General features: G+C 41.0%; 23 protein-coding genes. 9 read left to right on the top strand and 14 right to left on the bottom strand.

Translation table 11 applies throughout. From position 1 onward, the window contains the following. Nucleotides 1-32: 32 nt before the first annotated feature. Nucleotides 33-1,631, top strand: coding sequence for a CTP synthase (locus SU86_RS04590; protein WP_048187764.1), 1,599 nt, complete (start codon nt 33-35; stop codon nt 1,629-1,631). Here SU86_RS04590 and SU86_RS04585 read toward each other — a convergent pair. Further along, a complete protein-coding gene (locus SU86_RS04585; RefSeq protein ID WP_048187763.1) occupies nt 1,628-2,623 on the bottom strand; it encodes an NAD(+)/NADH kinase in 996 nt (331 codons plus the stop codon). The genes SU86_RS04590 and SU86_RS04585 overlap by 4 nt on opposite strands. A gap of 32 nt (nt 2,624-2,655) precedes the next feature. After that, the gene (locus SU86_RS04580; protein ID WP_048187762.1) at nt 2,656-3,525 is read right to left on the bottom strand and encodes a PfkB family carbohydrate kinase; all 870 of its coding nucleotides are present in this window, start codon (nt 3,523-3,525) and stop codon (nt 2,656-2,658) included. 209 nt (nt 3,526-3,734) lie between these two features. Here SU86_RS04580 and SU86_RS04575 point away from each other — a divergent pair, with 209 nt between their 5' ends. Both SU86_RS04575 and SU86_RS04570 read left to right on the top strand, forming a co-directional pair. Next, entirely contained in the window at nt 3,735-5,492 is a 1,758-nt protein-coding gene (locus SU86_RS04575; RefSeq protein WP_048187761.1) for a HAMP domain-containing protein, read from the top strand. A gap of 40 nt (nt 5,493-5,532) precedes the next feature. Then, the gene (locus tag SU86_RS04570; protein WP_048187760.1) at nt 5,533-5,820 is read left to right on the top strand and encodes a 30S ribosomal protein S26e; all 288 of its coding nucleotides are present in this window, start codon (nt 5,533-5,535) and stop codon (nt 5,818-5,820) included. Here the strand turns inward: SU86_RS04570 and SU86_RS04565 are convergent. The 7 genes from SU86_RS04565 to SU86_RS04535 all read right to left on the bottom strand — a co-directional run bounded on the left by SU86_RS04565 (nt 5,817) and on the right by SU86_RS04535 (nt 11,483). After that, a complete protein-coding gene (locus tag SU86_RS04565) occupies nt 5,817-6,410 on the bottom strand; it encodes a CDP-alcohol phosphatidyltransferase family protein (protein ID WP_048187759.1) in 594 nt (197 codons plus the stop codon). The two genes, SU86_RS04570 and SU86_RS04565, sit on opposite strands and share 4 nt — an antisense overlap. 22 nt (nt 6,411-6,432) lie before the next feature. Then, the gene (speB, locus tag SU86_RS04560; protein ID WP_048187758.1) at nt 6,433-7,299 is read right to left on the bottom strand and encodes an agmatinase; all 867 of its coding nucleotides are present in this window, start codon (nt 7,297-7,299) and stop codon (nt 6,433-6,435) included. 41 nt (nt 7,300-7,340) lie between these two features. Next, complete coding sequence (locus SU86_RS04555; RefSeq protein WP_052755504.1) at nt 7,341-7,748, bottom strand: response regulator; 408 nt, start codon at nt 7,746-7,748, stop codon at nt 7,341-7,343. Between the two features lie 46 nt (nt 7,749-7,794). Then, the gene (locus SU86_RS04550) at nt 7,795-9,678 is read right to left on the bottom strand and encodes a threonine--tRNA ligase (protein WP_048187757.1); all 1,884 of its coding nucleotides are present in this window, start codon (nt 9,676-9,678) and stop codon (nt 7,795-7,797) included. Between the two features lie 55 nt (nt 9,679-9,733). Then, a complete protein-coding gene (gene rlmN, locus SU86_RS04545; RefSeq protein ID WP_048189194.1) occupies nt 9,734-10,816 on the bottom strand; it encodes a dual-specificity RNA methyltransferase RlmN in 1,083 nt (360 codons plus the stop codon). Nucleotides 10,817-10,863: 47 nt separating this feature from the next. Continuing rightward, nucleotides 10,864-11,196, bottom strand: a complete 333-nt coding sequence (locus tag SU86_RS04540; RefSeq protein ID WP_048187756.1) for a hypothetical protein — start codon at nt 11,194-11,196, stop codon at nt 10,864-10,866. Between the two features lie 74 nt (nt 11,197-11,270). Continuing rightward, complete coding sequence (locus tag SU86_RS04535; RefSeq protein WP_048187755.1) at nt 11,271-11,483, bottom strand: hypothetical protein; 213 nt, start codon at nt 11,481-11,483, stop codon at nt 11,271-11,273. 114 nt (nt 11,484-11,597) lie between these two features. On the opposite strand from SU86_RS04535, the gene SU86_RS04530 reads away from it, so the two are divergent. Then, entirely contained in the window at nt 11,598-12,449 is an 852-nt protein-coding gene (locus tag SU86_RS04530) for a CBS domain-containing protein (protein WP_048187754.1), read from the top strand. Then, complete coding sequence (locus SU86_RS04525) at nt 12,446-12,826, top strand: response regulator (RefSeq protein WP_048187753.1); 381 nt, start codon at nt 12,446-12,448, stop codon at nt 12,824-12,826. Before SU86_RS04530 ends, SU86_RS04525 begins: the two co-directional genes overlap by 4 nt. Here SU86_RS04525 and SU86_RS04520 read toward each other — a convergent pair whose 3' ends face one another. Further along, the gene (locus SU86_RS04520) at nt 12,827-13,180 is read right to left on the bottom strand and encodes a hypothetical protein (RefSeq protein ID WP_048187752.1); all 354 of its coding nucleotides are present in this window, start codon (nt 13,178-13,180) and stop codon (nt 12,827-12,829) included. Between the two features lie 127 nt (nt 13,181-13,307). Here SU86_RS04520 and SU86_RS04515 point away from each other — a divergent pair, with 127 nt between their 5' ends. Beyond that, nucleotides 13,308-13,634, top strand: coding sequence for a winged helix-turn-helix transcriptional regulator (locus tag SU86_RS04515; protein WP_048187751.1), 327 nt, complete (start codon nt 13,308-13,310; stop codon nt 13,632-13,634). Here the strand turns inward: SU86_RS04515 and SU86_RS04510 are convergent. Continuing rightward, the gene (locus tag SU86_RS04510; RefSeq protein WP_048187750.1) at nt 13,619-14,005 is read right to left on the bottom strand and encodes a cyclophilin-like fold protein; all 387 of its coding nucleotides are present in this window, start codon (nt 14,003-14,005) and stop codon (nt 13,619-13,621) included. The genes SU86_RS04515 and SU86_RS04510 overlap by 16 nt on opposite strands. A 54-nt stretch (nt 14,006-14,059) precedes the next feature. Here SU86_RS04510 and SU86_RS04505 point away from each other — a divergent pair, with 54 nt between their 5' ends. Both SU86_RS04505 and SU86_RS04500 read left to right on the top strand, forming a co-directional pair. Continuing rightward, nucleotides 14,060-14,560, top strand: a complete 501-nt coding sequence (locus tag SU86_RS04505) for a DNA-directed RNA polymerase subunit K (protein ID WP_048187749.1) — start codon at nt 14,060-14,062, stop codon at nt 14,558-14,560. Nucleotides 14,561-14,611: 51 nt separating this feature from the next. Beyond that, the gene (locus tag SU86_RS04500) at nt 14,612-14,908 is read left to right on the top strand and encodes a hypothetical protein (protein ID WP_052755501.1); all 297 of its coding nucleotides are present in this window, start codon (nt 14,612-14,614) and stop codon (nt 14,906-14,908) included. Here SU86_RS04500 and SU86_RS04495 read toward each other — a convergent pair. Continuing rightward, nucleotides 14,905-15,321 carry a transcriptional regulator gene (locus SU86_RS04495; RefSeq protein WP_048187747.1) on the bottom strand — a complete coding sequence of 139 codons (417 nt, stop codon included), beginning with the start codon at nt 15,319-15,321 and terminating at the stop codon, nt 14,905-14,907. The genes SU86_RS04500 and SU86_RS04495 overlap by 4 nt on opposite strands. A 142-nt stretch (nt 15,322-15,463) precedes the next feature. Here SU86_RS04495 and SU86_RS04490 point away from each other — a divergent pair, with 142 nt between their 5' ends. Next, on the top strand, nt 15,464-16,405 hold the full coding sequence (locus SU86_RS04490) for an asparagine synthase C-terminal domain-containing protein (RefSeq protein ID WP_052755692.1): 942 nt from the start codon (nt 15,464-15,466) through the stop codon (nt 16,403-16,405). Here the strand turns inward: SU86_RS04490 and SU86_RS04485 are convergent. Both SU86_RS04485 and dusB read right to left on the bottom strand, forming a co-directional pair. Beyond that, nucleotides 16,402-16,548, bottom strand: a complete 147-nt coding sequence (locus SU86_RS04485; protein ID WP_048187745.1) for a YHS domain-containing protein — start codon at nt 16,546-16,548, stop codon at nt 16,402-16,404. The two genes, SU86_RS04490 and SU86_RS04485, sit on opposite strands and share 4 nt — an antisense overlap. 38 nt (nt 16,549-16,586) lie before the next feature. Further along, nucleotides 16,587-17,540 (bottom strand): tRNA dihydrouridine synthase DusB, encoded by a 954-nt coding sequence (gene dusB, locus SU86_RS04480; RefSeq protein ID WP_048187744.1) that lies wholly within the window; start codon nt 17,538-17,540, stop codon nt 16,587-16,589. Nucleotides 17,541-17,638: the final 98 nt, after the last annotated feature.

Below are 17,638 nucleotides of genomic sequence, written 5' to 3'. Positions count from 1 at the left end.
AGAAATAAAAACATGATTTTCCTTATCCAAATGTGCAGACAAAGTTCATTTTTGTGACAGGTGGAGTCATGTCCGGCCTAGGCAAGGGTGTAGTCTCATCATCGATTGCCAAACTATTACAATTATCAAACCAAAAGGTCTCTTGTGTAAAGATAGATCCATACCTAAACTATGACGCAGGTACCATGAATCCTATCGCACACGGTGAGGTCTATGTTACGGACGATGGCGGCGAATGCGATATGGATATTGGTAACTATGAGCGATTCCTAAACCAAAACATCCGAAAAACCCACAACATTACAACTGCCCAGATTTACTCTTCTGTAATAGAGGCTGAAAGAAAGGGCGAATATTTGGGCGCATGTGTTCAGATCATACCCCATGTCACAGACGAGATAAAGCGAAGAATTCGCAAAATAGCCGAAGACGAAAAGCTTGACATGTTGGTAGTAGAGTGTGGTGGAACAGTTGGAGATATAGAATCATTGCCATTTTTAGAGGCACTAAGACAGCTAAGACTGGAAGAAGGTCCAACAGGTGTTATTTTCGTCCACGTTACTTTGGCACCATCACTAGATGTGGTAGGTGAGCAAAAGACCAAACCAACACAACACTCCGTCCAGGAATTGCGAAGAATCGGTATCCAGCCAGACTTGATGGCAGTGAGATGTACCACACCATTATTGGAATCAACAAAGAAAAAAATCTCCATGTTTACAAACGTAACCGCAAATGATGTATTTTCATGCCATGATGTAAAGTCCATCTTTATGGTGCCGCAGATTCTATTTGAGCAGGGAATTGTAGATACGATATTTACTAAATTTGGCAAGGTAGGCATGATAAACTCCGCTGCAAACTGGGACAGCTGGAACAGAATTGTCCAGTCAATGCAGCACGGCGAAGGCGAAATAAAAATAGCAATGGTTGGAAAATACGTCACACTGGCAGATAGCTATGTCAGCGTAAACCACGCACTAAAACACGCAGGCGCAAAGATAGGAAAAACCATCACAATAGACTGGATTGACTCAGAGGGAATAAACGGAAACGTGGACATACTATCAAAGTATAACGGAATTTTAGTGCCGGGAGGATTTGGTTCTAGAGGCTCTGAGGGAATAATAAAAACAGCAAACTTTGCAAGAGAGAAAAATATTCCATATCTTGGAATCTGTTTTGGATTTCAGCTTGCAGCAGTTGCATTTGGCAGACACGTTTGTAATTATTCCGATGCAAATTCGACAGAGCTAGACCCAAACACTACACATCCAATAGTGGATTTGCTGCCAGAGCAAAAAACAGTATCAAACATGGGCGGCTCACTAAGACTGGGGGCGCACGACATTACCATCAAACAAAATACCATAGCTCACAAGACATACAGCTCTGATCATGTTGCAAGGCGACATCGACACCGATATGAAATCAACACCAAATATCTGGAAGCATTTGAGAAAAACGGATTGATCTTTTCAGCAGAATCTGATAATTCCAAGAGAATGGAGATGCTAGAGATACCGTCTCACAAATTCTATTTTGGGGTACAATTCCACCCAGAGTTTAACAGCAGGCCTGGCTTTCCAGAGGAATCCTTTGAGGCCTTTATTCGTGCATCTGCAAGCTAGGTCTTTGATATTTCGTAGATTTTCTGCCGTGCATCTCGAATTGATATCTTCTTTTTGACATAGCCCTTGTCCAATAAATGTCGCAGCGCCAGTCGGACTGTTCTGTCTGGGAGTAAGGTTCTGGTGACTAGGTCTCGCTGAGTCAAAGACCCCTCATATTCCAGTGTTTTTAGCAAAAGCTTTGAGCTTGGAGGCATGTTTAGCAGGTCTTCTGCCAGCCGGACCTTTTTGGTCAGAGCAGATACTGCAGTAGAGTCTTTTTTTATTTTTATGACCTTGGCAGATGGTGCGGATTTTGTGCACTCGAGTGTATTGTTTATTCTGAATCTATCCACACCATCCAATACCACTTCGCAGAACAGTCTGGATCGTACATCATCTACCTCAATTAGGCTGGTGTCATGGACGATTAGCGGTCTCCTGGTAATATCTAGAGAATTAACAGATACAATACCAAACACTGGCGAGTCCTGAAATATCATTGGTCCTCCTGCCGACATTGAATATGCAGACGAGCCAGTAGGTGTTGATATGATTACACCATCACTGGAATCATGCCAGACCTCTTCATGGTTTACTCGCAATACATGCTCCATTAACATGGCAGATTTTGATGAAAACACAGCTACATCATTCAGTACTGGATAGACGGGCTTGCCATCTATTTTGACTGCCAGCCTTGAAAATTCCGATATCTCATAGTCTGATTTTTTTATCCTGTTTACCATACTGGAGAATTCCTTTAGATCAACTTGTGCCAAAAAACCACTGGACTCGGACTCGCCAACACCGAGGACAGGGACCTGTGCGTCCTGGGTTTTGTGAAAATAATTGCGAACACCCCTATCACCGCCAGTCACTATAATGCAATCAAGGTCCTTTCTTGCCTTGTATCCAACATAGGTCGATGTAATTCCATAATCATCTAAAACGGTCTTGATTGTTTTCACTGCAATGTCATTTGGTGTAAGACCAGAGATTCCTATTTGCACAAATGATCAGTTTGTTAGATTATAATAAAAGCTTAGACGTCTTTGAACTTTATAATATTGTAGAAATACGAGGCATTTGTCTGGGTGGCGCCTTTTGGCGGTATTTTGTCCAGTCCAACCTCTTTTGATTCCAGAGCTGCCTGAGCTGCACCACCTGCAAAGCTTAGTGCCCACAAAGCATCCTTTTCCTTTAACATTGTACAACAATATGTGGCAGTAAAGATATCGCCAACACCAGATGTATCAAAAATATCCATGTTGGGTAGCGTGATGGAATATTGTTTGTTTTTGTAAAATAATGACACGTCGCGCTTGTTTGTGTATAGTATGTGATCTATTTTTTTGTGCAACAGTTTGGCGCCTTCCAGTCCTTCAAGACCTGTCAGATTATTCACCTCGCCTGGGTCGGACTTTAACACATCAATGTTTGATAGGTCCAGATTTGTTCGCTCAAATGATACCATACCATCAGGCCCTGCCCGCCTCAAAAACCCCTGAGGATCCAATGCGACCAAGTTTGCATCGGATTTTATCTTCTCCAATACATCCAAAGATACTTCATCAAAGACTGGGCTGATCAGAATTCCATCTGCATTAGTTTTGGTGTATTCGATTTTATCGCATGTATTTTTTATCCACAATGTCCTGTCGGTATCGTTTATTTCCAATCTGAATCTAGTCGTTGGTTTTTGCGATGGTGTATTTTGAAATTTTATTTTGTTTTGAGATAATTGATCAGAAAATGTGTAATCTGTTCCAAACTTTGTCACCAGTTCCACATCAAAACCCATTTCCCTAGCAGCCAGTCCGCAATAGCATGCAGGCCCACCAGGCCTCTCATACAGATCATCATTGATCTTTATCTCATCTATTGTACAATGCGAGAAAACGGCAAGCTTCACTTGGATTGCTCAAGCTGATTTGGATTTAGTTTTTTGCTTTTTTCAGACAAGCCTGGCACAGAATTTGGCCACGCTCTATTACTAGTTCCACGTTTGATTGCAGACATACGTGACACAGGCCTCGCATCACATCATATCACGTCGAACTAGCATAAATTTAGCTAGTAATCTGAGAAAAAGAGATATTCCAAGCAAAATCGATCAAACCCATGAGGGCTCCAATTCCTGTCACGCTGGACAAAAAGCTTGTCTCACTGGTCATGACAGTATCCCTAATTGGAATCGGAATCACCATCTTCTTTTCATTTCATTACGCAAACATCATACTGGAAGAGAGGGTCATAAACCAGCTAAAGGGAGAATCTGCAATCAGGGGCGCATCAGTGGACAATATTTTGAGCTCCAAAATAGAGCAAATTCAAGTAATCACCACAAATCCAATGATAAAGAATCTGATGATTGGCCTAAACGCCATATCGGACGATGAAAAACTGGCAGAGTCAATTGCGGATCATCGATTCGGGTTTCTAGTGGAGGTGCAAGCATTTGAGGCAAGCATCGGCGGACTGAATGATCTTGAAAACGTTGAGATAATCGGAATTAATGGCAAGCGCCACTTTGCTTTGGTAAACACAAAGACTAAGGAAAGTTATTTGGATGACCCGACTTTCATCAAAGGTACAAAAGAAACATTCTCACAAATTATGCTTGGCAAGGACAACAAAAGAAAGACAGTCACGGTATCACCAATATACGAAAAATCAAAGGAGAGTGCAATACTCGGTGTTGCAATAATTACCGCAAACACAAAACTAGTTGATCAAATTCTGCTGGACAGGCAAGGCCTAGGGAAAACAGGTGAGGCATACTTGGTAAATGAAAACGGTATCTTGGTATCCGAGTCAAGATTCATTCCAAATGCGGCATTTAATCAAAAAATAGACAACATACCTGTTGAAACATGCTTTACCACAGGCCAAAATCACTACGGTTCATACAATGATTACAGACACCGAGATGTGGAAGGCGCATCAAGCTGCATCAAAAATTTGGGCTTGGTGTTACTAGTAGAGATAGACAATGAAGAGATATTTGAGCCAGTAGCAGACCTTAGAGACAAAATTATCGTACTTGGTGCAATCATCACCATAATAGTTGGAGCTGCTGCATTCTTTCTCTCAAAGTTATTGTCAAAGCCGTTAATCAAGCTAAAAAACGCTGCAAACCAAATCGCAAACGGTGACTTTAATGTCAGAACCAACATCAAGACAAAAGACGAGATTGGGCAGCTTGCGCATTCCTTTGATCAGATGGCAGAAAAGATCCAAGACTCGCTGCTCAAAATCAAGGAAAGAGAAGACGTAATCAAGCAGCAAAAAGACATCCTATTGCAGTTCTCTCAGTATAGTTCCAATTATTGTGTGTGTTTTGTGGATATTGTAGGTTCTACGAAACTTACTGCCAAGCTATCAGACATGGAGACTAGCAAGTTTTACTCGATATTTCTAAATTCTACTGCCACTGCAATTACACAAAACCATGGCGTGGTGGTCAAAAACATTGGTGATGCGTTACTGTATTATTTTCCAAAGACCGACTCTGATGAATCAGAGCCATTCTCAGAGATGATGCATTGCTGTATGAAGTTAATCGAGGCAAGGCAGACAATAAACCATGCATTACTTGCTGAAAAACTGCCAGAGGTCAGCTATAGAATCAGCGCAATGTTTGGCCCAGTTCGAGTAGCAATAGTTGCAACATCTGCCATTGATGATATCTTTGGCTCTACAGTAAACACATGCTCCAAGATCAATTCGCTTGCAAGACCAAACACATTGGTAATTGGTGAATCGCTATACCAAAAGGTAAGGACCATCAAAGGATACGAGTTTGAAAAAATATCAGACTACACCATAGATGCAGATAACAAGTTTGCAGTGTATCTGGTATCGCAAAAATCCGACTAGATCACACCAAGAATATAAAGAGGCACTCGGAAGGCATACCATGCCATTAAAGCGTGCAAGCAGAGGACGACGAAAGGGCGGCAAGGGCTCATCTGACCGTATACAGTGCACAAACTGCGGAGCAACCGTACCAAAAGACAAGGCAAAAAAAGTCACATCAAGACTAAGCTTGGTTGAGCACTCACTTGCAAAAGAGCTCAGAGCACAAGGAGCATACATTGCATCACCATCAATTCTAAAATGGTACTGCATCTCTTGCGCAATTCACTTTGGCATCCTGAAAATCAGATCAGCTGATTCTCGAAGAAAGACTGGCAGATTACGTTAGTCTGCAATGTTTTTTGACGTCACTATAATTCTCTGAATAAAGGTAATTCCGGCAATTACTATCACAATTCCTATGGCATACGGCATCAAGCCAGGAATCATACCAATTATTGCAATTACTAGCAATCTCTCTGCTCGCTCGCCAATTCCTATTCCCTGCAGCTTGATTCCAAGTGATTCTGCTCTGGATCTTGTATAGCTGACCAGCAATGATAGTGTGATTGCCAATAAAACCCAGATTGGCTCGGCAAATCCTCCAACTAACAATCCAGCAAAGATTGCAACCTCGGCAATCTTGTCAAACACAGAGTCCAGAAATCCGCCCTTTTTTGAGACCTTTTTGGTGTATCTGGCAACTTGGCCGTCCACCATATCAAAAAATCCAGAAACCAAAAGCAATATGCCGCCAATTATTGCAGCGTTGAACCAAGGATGTGTTATGTACGAATTTAGACCATATACCATCGAGCACAAAAACGCAAAACCCAATCCAACGCCGGTCCAAAAGTTGGGAGAAAGTCCAGTTGCGCCAAACTTTGCGCCAAGCTTTTCCAGTGTTGGTTTTAGCGAGTCTCGTAGATTATTTAGCAATTACACAAAAGAAAATTTCAGTCTATTTAAAATTCATGGCAACCAGTGTAGATAACAGCTTGGCTGCAAGCGATGCCGTAGCGCCATTATCATATGTTGGGTTTAATTCCACCACATCCAGCACCGAGATTTTCGAGTCCTTGGTCGCATGGATCATATCAAACAATTCGCGGGATGTGATTCCTACTGCCTCTGGGTTACCAACACCTGGCGCAAATGCAGGATCCAGCACGTCCAAGTCTACGCTGATGTATGTTTTATCAAATGTAGACAGAGCGTCTTTTACCATCTTTGGTCCTTTGCCATCGCGAATATCTCTGTCGGTGATAGTTTTGATTTTGTTTTCTTTGAGAAATGATAGTTCTTCTTTGACAAACGATCGTGCACCGACATGAATTATTTTGTCTGCACCTTTTTTCTCAACTACTCGTCTAAGATATGATGCGTGACTGTATTGTTCCCCGGCATATCCGTCTCGTAGATCATAATGAGCATCAAATACGATGTATCCGGTGTCTTTTGGGACATTCATGTATGTTCCATATGTGAGGGAGTGCTCACCACCCAGAATCACCAACAGTCGGTCTTTTTTGGTCAGCTCTGATGTTAATTTACCCACCATATCCAACATGTCTTCCACATTTGCAGTGTGCATCGTATTGCCCAAGTCTTCAATTGATGCAGTTTCCAGATCAATTCCTAAATCAGGATGGAAAATCTCGATATTGTTAAAGGCCTTTCTTATTGCATCTGGGCCAAATCGGCAGCCGGGCTTGTAAGAATGAGTTGAATCAAATGGAATACCAAATACCGTGGCAGTTGGATTTTTTGCCTCACCCGGACTGATTAACAGTGGATCCTTGGTCAGATACAAATCCAGATAACTCATACAAATCTCAAAAATCCACTAGAAAATAAATCAATAGCAATTTACTTGGCAGGTATTTTTTGGAGTGATTCTGAATATTGTTGCTCTACTTTATTGACCAGAGCAACTGAGCTGAAGGGCTTTTCCACAAATTGGACCTTTTTGCCCCACCCAAGATCCTCAATTTGTGATTCCAGCTGATCACCAAAGCTTGAGATAAAGACAATGTTTTGCTTTGGATTTATTGCCAGAATTTCCTTTGCTGCATCAAGCCCATTCTTTTTTGGCATACCATAATCCAAAATCACCACATCGTAAGATTTGTTGGATGAATACTCGTCTACACATTCCTGTCCATCAAATGTCAGCTTGACTGTATGGCCTTTTGATTGAAATATCTCTTGGTATAATACCCCATATGCGACGCTGTCCTCTGCGACCAAAATATTCATGCCCATTGTGAAATTCATAATATCGCTATTTTACTTTGAGGTGTGTAAAGTAAACGAACTAGATTTAGACCATTATTTGCGGTCGTTTGGATAGATGACGCGACATGTTCAGCTTGGTAAATGGCTTGCCGACAGTCTGAGACTTTATCTCCTCAACAAATGCATCAAATGATATTTCTTTGACATCACCTGTCTTTCTGTCCCTAACTGAAAGGTTTGGCTGGCCAATCTCTTTTTCGCCAATCACCAGACTATATTGAATCCATTCTGTTTCGGATTCTCGGATTCTTTTGCCTACGCTTTCGTTTCTATCATCTATATCAACACGAATCTCTTGCGATACTAGCTTGTCCGCAAGGGCTTCACAATGTGAGTAAAACTCTTCCTTTAGAGGTATGATCCTAACCTGAGTTGGGGCAAGCCACAGTGGCAGATGTGCCTTTCTTCCTTGTTTTTGGTCCAAGGCTGCTTTTTCCAATAACGCATAGATTACTCGCTCTATGGCACCGCTTGGTGAATTGTGTAGTATGATTGGATGGTGTGGTATGTTGTTTTCATCAAAATATTTTATTCCATAGCGCATTCCGTTTTCCACATCGATTTGATCAGTGGATAGCGCAGATGCTTTTCCCATATCATCCACATAGTTGAATTCCCATTTTAAGACAAAATAGAAAAATCTCTCCTTCCACATTTCTACTAGGACTGGCTTTCCCATCTTTTTGACCAGCTCTTCAATGTGGGATTTATTTTCATTGTAAAATTCTTCTGTGAAACGGATTGCCATCTCATAGTCTGGCTCTGTAATTCCAACCTCTTTTAGGACATGTTGTGATAGATCAAAGCGTTTCCTGAATTCATCTATTGCTTGCGGAATGTCGGTGCAAAACGCATGGCAATCAGGCATTGTAAATGCACGCAATCTTCTGAGGCCAACCAATTCTCCGGATTGTTCTCGCCTAAAGCTATATCTGGTAAGCTCGTACAGTTTCATTGGCATGTTCTTGTAAGAGATTTGAAAGTCATTTGCCATTAGGAACTGTCCAAAGCATGCTGCAAATCTCAAAAACAGTTGCTTGCCTTCTGTGTTGATGTTGTATTGTCTTGCCGGGAATCGATTAAAGTAGCTCTCCATGCTTGGGTGATGCGAATCATACATTATTGGAGTCTCTACTTCCAATCCGCCATATTCCTTGACTTGGTCTGTGACGAATCGCTCCAACAAGGACTTGATTAATCGTCCATTTGGGTAAAACCTCATGTTGCCAGAATCTGATGCAGGCTCGTAGTCTGCAATTGCCATCTTTTTCATTAGTTTAACGTGTGGTGGTGGCTCATCCACTGCCCTTTTCTTGGCGGCCTCGTATTTTGCCAAGACCTCTAGTTTTTGATGTTTTGCAAAGTTAAACTTGTCAACCTCAGTCATGATACCATCTGGTGACATGATATACCAGAAGGACTTGATTTTGGATTCAGATTTTAGTGCCTCTGATGCTTGGCCCTCATCATCATGTGAGTGTCCATGGTGATCATGGGATGGTCCTTCTTTTGTAAAGACCTTTGAGCTTTCTGCTAGTGGATGCCCCTTTACTTTGACATTGTATGATTTGGTCCAGCCAAACGGCGCATGAGATACTTCCAGATCAGATGCGGACGACTCCATTTCTTTTAGTAGTGATAGTGCGGTGCTTGGCGATGCCAGGTTTGAGCTCAAATGGGCATATGGGTATAACAATAATTTTTTGCATCCAACCTTTCCCATGCTGGTCTTGATCTCGGCAATTGCCTTTTGCGCAATTTCAGAGTCATCACCGGATTCAATTGCCACAAAACAGACAACTACCTCTTCAATTTTTTTTGGTTCTGGCGTTATTTCTTCTGCAGATTTTATCTCTTTTTTGATTGGATTATACTCTATGCTATCGCAGTGTAATTGTAATACTCGCACAAATTCAAGGACTCTACATTATTGAATTAAGTGTTACGTCAGGGTGTGGCGATCTCTAGTACTTGCGAGGATTTGGTTTTCCTTTTTTGACCACGTCGGTTCGCAATTGTCCGCATGCGGCAGATATCTCAGAGCCCTTTTCGACTCGAACAGTACAGTTCACTCCACTGTCCAACAAAATGTCCTCAAACTCTAGTACATTTCTTCGCGATGGGCGCTCAAAATCGCCTGCGGTTGGATTTACTGGAATCAGATTGACATGAGAGCCATTTCCCCTCAAAAGCCAGGCCAATTCCTCTGCGGTTTCTGGTGAATCATTTACGCCATCAATTAGAGCATACTCAAATGTTACACGTCGTCCAGTTTTTCTGAAATATCGTTTTCCAGCAGATATGATGTCTTCGACGGAGTGAGGTGATGCAGTTGGCACCAACCACTTGCGCATCTCGTTGTTTGGCGCATGTAGTGATATTGCAAGGCCTATCTGCAAGTCTTCCTCTGCAAGTTTGTCAATCCCTGCAATCAGACCAATTGTTGAAATGGTGATACTTCGCTGTCCTAGTCCAAATGCTTTTTGGTGTGTGAGTAGTCTGACTGCGCGGATGGTTTCATCATAGTTTGCAAGCGGCTCGCCCATTCCCATGAATACAATGTTTGTTATGTGTTGGTCTCTGTCCCTTAGCAAACTAGCAAAGTGCATTATCTGTGCTACAATTTCCTCTGCACGTATGTTTCGCTCAAAGCCCATTTGTCCTGTTGCACAAAAAACACATTTCATTGCACATCCTACCTGAGTCGACACGCAAATAGTTGAGCGTGGATGGCCGTTTGGCTTTTCGGACTGGTATTGTATTAGAACTGCTTCGATTAGTGTACCATCTTTGAGTGAGAGCAAAATCTTGGTAGTGTCCCCGTCTTCACTTACAACTCGATGTGTTTCGGCGGCAGAGCCAACCACATATCCCATTGCGACTAGTTCTGCCCTCATTTCTGATGGGAGCTGTTTGAGATCATCCACGCTCTTTGGATATTCATGGTATAATGCATGTAGGATTTGGTCTGTTCGATATCTAGGCTGATTCATCTCTAGGACCAGTTTTTCCATTTCCTCTGGGAGCAAGCGATAAAGATCAATCATGATATGGTTTAGTGTGTGCAAGCTTCTTTTATTCTTCTGCAAATCCACTAGTTTTTTGATTGTAGTGCGATGACTGAGCGCAGTATCACGCTGGATAATCCAAGATTTGCCATAAGGAAATTACCTGCTCGCTCTAGCGCATTCTCACCTCTATATCCTTCATCATAAATCATCTCGACTGCACCCCTGTCTGTTTCCACTAGAGAGGTAATCAGTGAATAATTTCCAAGGTTGGTATCATGTTTTTCTACGAATAATCTCAATGAGATTTTTTGTATCACAAATCCCTGTTCGGCGAATTTGCCCGACTCTATCAGTATCATAGTGTCATCAGGCTCGCGGTTTATTCTGTCAGGATTTGTCATGTCGATGATTTTCATTCTCGCAGTGTTTTGAGTGCGATATCTATTATAGTATTATTTGGGCAAAAAACGAGTCAAAATAAAAAAAGGCACTAGAATCTATCGAATCGAGCTCGCTCTACTTCACGGTCTTCCTTTGTTTCTTTTTTCCATTCCTTGTAGTGATCCTTGCATAAAACTGCCTTTTTTGCAGATGTCTTGATTCTTAGTCCTGCACTTTCTACTTTGGAGGAGTTTAAGGAACGTGCACCATCATTTGAGCATCCATCCACATCACATTTTGCGCCTTTGGATACTATTCCCATGATATTGGGTGGATTTGATATTATTTATAGTTGGATTATACGGTAAGCAAGAAAACATGTTTGTTTGAATCAAACTAACTGGAGAATAAAGTTTGCAGATTTCTAGAAATTCAGATGCATATAGAAAATATCCAACAGGATACCATATCGGAGATAAAGAGTACTGATATCATATCAATTCAGGAGACTCAGTCTGCCCATGATGTCATAACCAATCTCGTATCAAACAAAGTAAGCAAGGTCTTTGTGAATAATGGTTCAAAACCGGTTGGAGTTATCAGTGACAAAGACATTATTCGGTTTTTGTATATAGACAGAAGCAAGCGTACTCTTGACCAGGTCTTTGCATCAGAGATAATGAATGGAGTTTGCTTTGCGGTGGAAACCATGACTTGTAGTCAAGCAGCACAGATGATGATACTAAACAAGATTAGTTCGCTTGGAATAGGTTCCAAGGAAAAAATGTACGGCATACTAACAAAAAGCGATCTGATTCGATATTACACCGAAACAGACACTAGAACAAGCAAGGTCTCTGACTACATGATGGTTAGTTATTTTGCAGCACCACATCACACAAAAATTCACGAAATTCTCAAAAAAATGATCACGTGTGACATTTCAAGAGTAATTGTAACTGATAATGACTCCCCAATAGGCATGATCACAGTTGGAGATATTTTCAGGATGAGTCTTGCAACAAACAAAATGAGCATAGTCCAGGAGAATAATTATTCTGAAGACGATGGATTGTGGTCAGAAACCGGCTTCGTAGGATCACAACCAACCGGTGAAATCATGACAGAGGGGTTAATCACAGTAGATTCTAGCTCCCACATGAGGGATGCTGCCAAATTATTACTATACAACAAAATAGATTGTGTCGGAGTAAAAAACGGAAATGACGAGATGATAGGCATACTAAACAAGACAAACATATTGTATGCCCTGGCGGACCTGAAATGAGCGAAGACTATGAGCCATCAATTATGATAGTTGATGACTCTCATTTTACAAGACGGGCCATAAGAAAAATAGTGGAGGAGAACCATCTTTCTAATAAAATCATAGAGGCAGAAGACGGAGTAGATGCCGTGATGAAATACAAAGAGCACCATCCGACTTTGGTTACAATGGATGTCTTGATGCCAAAGGCAGACGGCATTCAGGCATTGAGGGCAATAAAAAAGATAAACCCAGAAGCCAAGGTCATGATGGTGTCATCCACAGGTAAAGTCCACATTGTACAAGACGCAATGAGGGCTGGTGCAATTGACTATATCCTAAAACCATTTGACTCATCACAAATGGCAATTGCATTAAGCAAGCATGGACGAATGTGATTATTCTTTTCCTTCTAAACTTCGCATCTGAGAATCATAAATTTTCTGTAATCGTTTGAGCTCATCGATTTTGAGCTTTTGTTGGTCCAGATGCTGATTTACTTGTCTGATGTACTGACTTGTTTCTTCTGCGGCATTGCACAGATCGGTAATTTTCTCATTTACAACTTCTTCAAAGGTGGACGCAGATCTTGCTTCGACATCCTTAAGATAGATGATTCTCTTTGGCTTTAGAGTCTCATCAAATTCAGGAATATTTGGGCCCTTTTCAGTGATGTGTTTTGCCCCATCATCATAACTTGCAAGTCGCTTAAAGCGCTCCTTTGTGTTGCGGTCAATATACCTTCTAGCCAATACAATCTGCCTGATACGATATCATATAGTAAGACTAGTCTGTTTTTTTCGCACACACCATATTTTCATAATTGAATAGTGAGGGATCCCTCAATCGTTTATAAATGGACAATTTTTCACTCAACACATGGGCGGAGACAAGAAGAAAAGCGCAGCATCCATGGAAAAATCCCAAGACAATGATAAATCAAAGGAGTCCGGTGCAAAAAAAGACAAAAAGGATCGAAAGGGTGAGAAGTCAGAAAGGAAGGCTGAAATCACCGTCATACTAGGTGAGGACCAAGCACTCAAACTAATCAAGTCAAACAATTATCTAACAATTCAAGAGCTAGCAAAACAAACAGGAGTAAAGATCTCTGCAGCAAATGCATGTCTGACAGGACTACTCAAAAAGGGTTCTGTAAAGCGCGCAGGCGGATTTGCAGGACACTGGATTTATCAGCCAGTTAACTGATAAAGCGAAATAACATCACCAGACTTTACATCTTTTAGTGAATCAACGTTTGTGAGAATTTTTCCAATTGGTGTCATTGGCTTTGATGTTATCACATCTGCAACAAACAAGCAGATGCTAGAGCCCACAGGAGTAAATGCGATGTCACCTTTTTTGAATTCCTTTTTTTGTCGCTCGACTCCAGAGTTTACTTTGGTTTCAAAATAAACAATGTTTTGGCCCATCAGATGTGCATTTCCATCGAGCGGAATAGATCGTAGTATTATGCCAACAGTCTTTGGGGACAGATGACGTTTTAGCTCGCAGCTCATCTTGGATTTTCCCTTGATCTCCAAAATCATCGTACTGGAGGACACAGATCCTGCGCTCATAATACCAAATCATTCCTTATTGGAATATATAACCGCATTAGAGAGTTTTTTCACTTGTCGGATCCTGAAGAAGTAGAAGTTGAAGCTCCAGAGGAAATTGAGGAGGAGCCAGAATTTGCCAGACCAGTTGGCGAAGAAATGGCAGAAGACACTACAATGGAGGATGCCATCAATGCATACAAGAAAATTTTTGAATCAAAAGAATTAACGGATGACGAGCGAGCAGAGCTAGACAAAAAAATCAAACAGATGGAAACTCGCGAAGTCATCGACATGGACCCAGTTCACGTAATCATAGAGATTCCACTTGCAGGTAAAGGCAAAATTGCAATAGGACCACCAAATTTGACCAGATTCGAGAAGGCAAGAATCTTGGGTGCACGCGCACTACAACTATCACAGGGAGCACCACCATTTATCGCAATTCCATCAGACGCAAGAACATCACTTGACATAGCACTAAAAGAGCTGGAAGAATTTGCAATACCAATCGTAATCAAGCGAAGACTGCCAAACGGTGATTACCAAAATGTTCCAATTGATTATTTTAACTAGTGGATGAATCGTCGACAAAACTTAATAGAATAAAATTTTGCAAAACACTGAATGATTAGTATGGAAGAAACAAAACAGATCGCTCAACATCCACCATATACGTACTTTGTTCGAAATGATCCAATAATGCCAGCGGCACTGGATGTATTTACCATACTAAACAAACATGGAAAAACAATTTTGTTGGCAAAGGGCCTAAACATTCCAGCAGCAGTTGCCATTGCAAACATTATAGTTGAAAAAATGTTACACAACTCTTGCAAAACCGACTACATAAAGCTGGACTCGGAAAATGAGTTTGGTAAAAGAATGATTTCCACAATAGAGATTTCTATTTCAAAAAACTAGTACACAGAACCTGGTCCCTTTAGAAGCATGTTTTCGCATTCCTTGCAGATTGCCTCATCAATGTTTGTTTCTAGTTTATGATGAATCTCGCAGATCAAAAGACTTGATTTTATGTAATTGCACAAGCTGATGAATTTTGCAAGGCTTGATGGTGTGTATGCCATGTCTGATGATAATCTGTCACTAAGCTCGCCAATCATCTCAGAGACCTGTTTGTCTGCAACAAGCTTTTCAATTAATTTTGGATCACCACGAGTTCCACGGATGTAGTTGCTAATGGCCGCTTGTGTTACTCCGAGCATCTTTGATATTTCGTCTTCACGTACATTGTGCTCTTCTGCCAGCTTTTTTGCCAAAATTGCGCGTAGTGCAGGAATGAGTGTCTTTGATTCAATTTCTGCAGGCAGTAACATTATGCAAAAGTCCTCGTGTAATCTATTTAAAGTTAACAATGAATTTTGCAAAAGATTTGATCAAAGCAAATTCAGCTAAAACTAGCTGGAGCTAATTTGTTTTTTTACAAAAGCTTAATTGATTTTTTATTATAGAAATATGGTGCAAGAGATCAGCAAGATTCGCACCATACTGCAAGAGGCAATATGTGATTGTACATCGCAACACTTGGCATTATCTGGTGGATTAGATAGCACCATACTGGCATATCTGCTCAAGGAAAAAAAGCCAAAATGCCTTGCCATAATATCTCAGGATCACACCGCAAACGATCTTACATATTGCCAGCTTGCTGCTCAGCACTTTGATTTGGAATTGGCAATCCAGATGTGTGATATTTCTCAAATCATAGACGGAATAGAGCAGACGATCAGAATTTTAAAAAACTTTAATGACATAGAAATTCGAAACAATGTCGTTCCATTTCTGGCAATATCAGATGTAAAAGCCCAAGGGTTTGGCGGAATCATTACAGGTGATGGTGCTGATGAGCTATTTGCGGGATATAATTTTCTATTAAACAAGACCATTCCGGATTTAGAATCTGACCTAAAGCGAATTGCCAGAATAATGCACTTTCCATCACACAAACTAGGGGAGGCACTTGGAGTCAAAGTAGAATCACCCTTTTGCAGCAATTCGGTAAAGGAGTTTGCGAAAAACACCCCAGCGTCAGAGATGATCGGCATTCATAATGACAAAAAGTTTGGCAAATTCGTCCTAAGGCAGGCCTTTGATGGTTTGCTACCACCCCAGATAGTGTGGCGCCAAAAATCCCCAATGCAGGAAGGCGCTGGAACACAGGGATTGACAGAGTTTTTTGATAGAATGATTCCAGATGAGATGTTTTTGGAGAAAATCAAGCAAATCAAGCAAGCAGACAATGTCACAATTCGCAGCAAAGAATCACTTTACTATTATGAGACCTACAAAAAACACCACAAGCTAATCACAGCAAGATCAGACCATTCATGTCCTGACTGTCATTATACGATAGAGAAAGACTCCAGATTTTGTAGAATGTGTGGCAGGTTTCCTATCTAGGCCTTTTTTGCCCATTTCTTTGGTTTTTTCTTGAAAATTCTCCGGCAGCCGTTGCAACAAAAAAAGTATTTCTTGTCTTCATAGTCATATGATACTGCAAGACTCTCATCCATTTCAATTCCGCAGACGGGATCTACTGGCACAACTAAGCGCAGTATGTTTTCTATTTATAGATGACGCGTTATGATATCTGACTCATTATACATTTGAGCTCATCAATTGTTTTTGCAATCATTATCTTTGATCTGAATGATGCACCATTCATCAAGCCCTTTGTGAATCGCATTGCCTGCTGTTTTATGTTTGCAAATTTTATGTTATAATTCATTGCATAATCCAGATATTTGCAAAATATATCGGATTTGTGTTTTTGTGAATATTTTTTGTATGTTCCAGATTTTAGATAGTCATTTATTTGCTCAAACAAAAACGGATTGCCCATTGCCCCCCTGCCTATCATTATGTAATCACAGTTAGTATCTTCAATCATTTTCTTTGCCAGCTCTGGCGTTGTGATATCACCATTGCCAACTATTGGCACATCAACTGTTTGTTTTAGCTGCTTGATTAGTGACCAATCCGATTGACCGGAATATCCTTGCTTTACGGTTCTTGCATGCAGTGTGATCATTGCAATTCCAGCCCTTTCCGCAACTTTGGCAATATCTGAGAAAACCAGATCATCGCCTACGCCTGCTCGCATCTTTAGTGTGACTGGCTTGTCAGTGGATGAGACCAAGGTTTGTAGGATTTTTTCAGTCAGGGAGAGATTTTGTAGTAATGCACCGCCTGCCATTTGTTGGGTAATGTGAGGTGCTGGACATCCCATGTTATAGTCTATGACATCAAAATATGGCTCAACTATTTTTGTTGCTTTTTGTAACGCTTCCAAGTCTGAGCCAAACAACTGTACCGATAATGGTCGTTCTTTTTCCGAATATTCGATAAATTCGCTAATTGTTTGGTTTTGGGCCTGGAGTTGTTTTTCCTTTGCAATTATTGCGTGAATACTGGTAAGCTCTGTCACTACCAATCCTGCGCCCATCTCTTTGCATAGTAATCGGAGTGCGGGATCACTCACGCCGGCCATTGGTGCTAAAAACGCACGACTGGAAAACCTCGGTAGCTCGGTCATTACACTTGGGAATTTTGGATCTTATATAAAATCAAGTCAAATTATCCGTTTATTCCAAACACACGCAAGAAGATACCATAATCTTGCATCAAAAATAT

Source organism: Candidatus Nitrosotenuis cloacae (assembly GCF_000955905.1).
Classification (GTDB): domain Archaea; phylum Thermoproteota; class Nitrososphaeria; order Nitrososphaerales; family Nitrosopumilaceae; genus Nitrosotenuis; species Nitrosotenuis cloacae.
The sequence above is the reverse complement of the archived record's forward strand: the minus strand, read 5'-3'. Positions and strand labels throughout refer to the sequence as shown.

Excerpts from the sequence above, each read along its gene's own strand:
- SU86_RS04575 (WP_048187761.1), top strand. The coding sequence starts at position 3,735 with ATGAGGGCTCCAATTCCTGTCACGCTGGACAAAAAGCTTGTCTCACTG.
- SU86_RS04570 (WP_048187760.1), top strand. The coding sequence starts at position 5,533 with ATGCCATTAAAGCGTGCAAGCAGAGGACGACGAAAGGGCGGCAAGGGC.
- speB (WP_048187758.1), bottom strand. The coding sequence starts at position 7,299 with ATGAGTTATCTGGATTTGTATCTGACCAAGGATCCACTGTTAATCAGT.
- SU86_RS04555 (WP_052755504.1), bottom strand. The coding sequence starts at position 7,748 with ATGAATTTCACAATGGGCATGAATATTTTGGTCGCAGAGGACAGCGTC.
- rlmN (WP_048189194.1), bottom strand. The coding sequence starts at position 10,816 with ATGATTGATCTTTATCGCTTGCTCCCAGAGGAAATGGAAAAACTGGTC.
- SU86_RS04540 (WP_048187756.1), bottom strand. The coding sequence starts at position 11,196 with ATGAAAATCATCGACATGACAAATCCTGACAGAATAAACCGCGAGCCT.
- SU86_RS04535 (WP_048187755.1), bottom strand. The coding sequence starts at position 11,483 with ATGGGAATAGTATCCAAAGGCGCAAAATGTGATGTGGATGGATGCTCA.
- SU86_RS04530 (WP_048187754.1), top strand. The coding sequence starts at position 11,598 with ATGCATATAGAAAATATCCAACAGGATACCATATCGGAGATAAAGAGT.
- SU86_RS04525 (WP_048187753.1), top strand. The coding sequence starts at position 12,446 with ATGAGCGAAGACTATGAGCCATCAATTATGATAGTTGATGACTCTCAT.
- SU86_RS04515 (WP_048187751.1), top strand. The coding sequence starts at position 13,308 with ATGGGCGGAGACAAGAAGAAAAGCGCAGCATCCATGGAAAAATCCCAA.
- SU86_RS04510 (WP_048187750.1), bottom strand. The coding sequence starts at position 14,005 with ATGAGCGCAGGATCTGTGTCCTCCAGTACGATGATTTTGGAGATCAAG.
- SU86_RS04500 (WP_052755501.1), top strand. The coding sequence starts at position 14,612 with ATGATTAGTATGGAAGAAACAAAACAGATCGCTCAACATCCACCATAT.
- SU86_RS04495 (WP_048187747.1), bottom strand. The coding sequence starts at position 15,321 with ATGTTACTGCCTGCAGAAATTGAATCAAAGACACTCATTCCTGCACTA.
- dusB (WP_048187744.1), bottom strand. The coding sequence starts at position 17,540 with ATGACCGAGCTACCGAGGTTTTCCAGTCGTGCGTTTTTAGCACCAATG.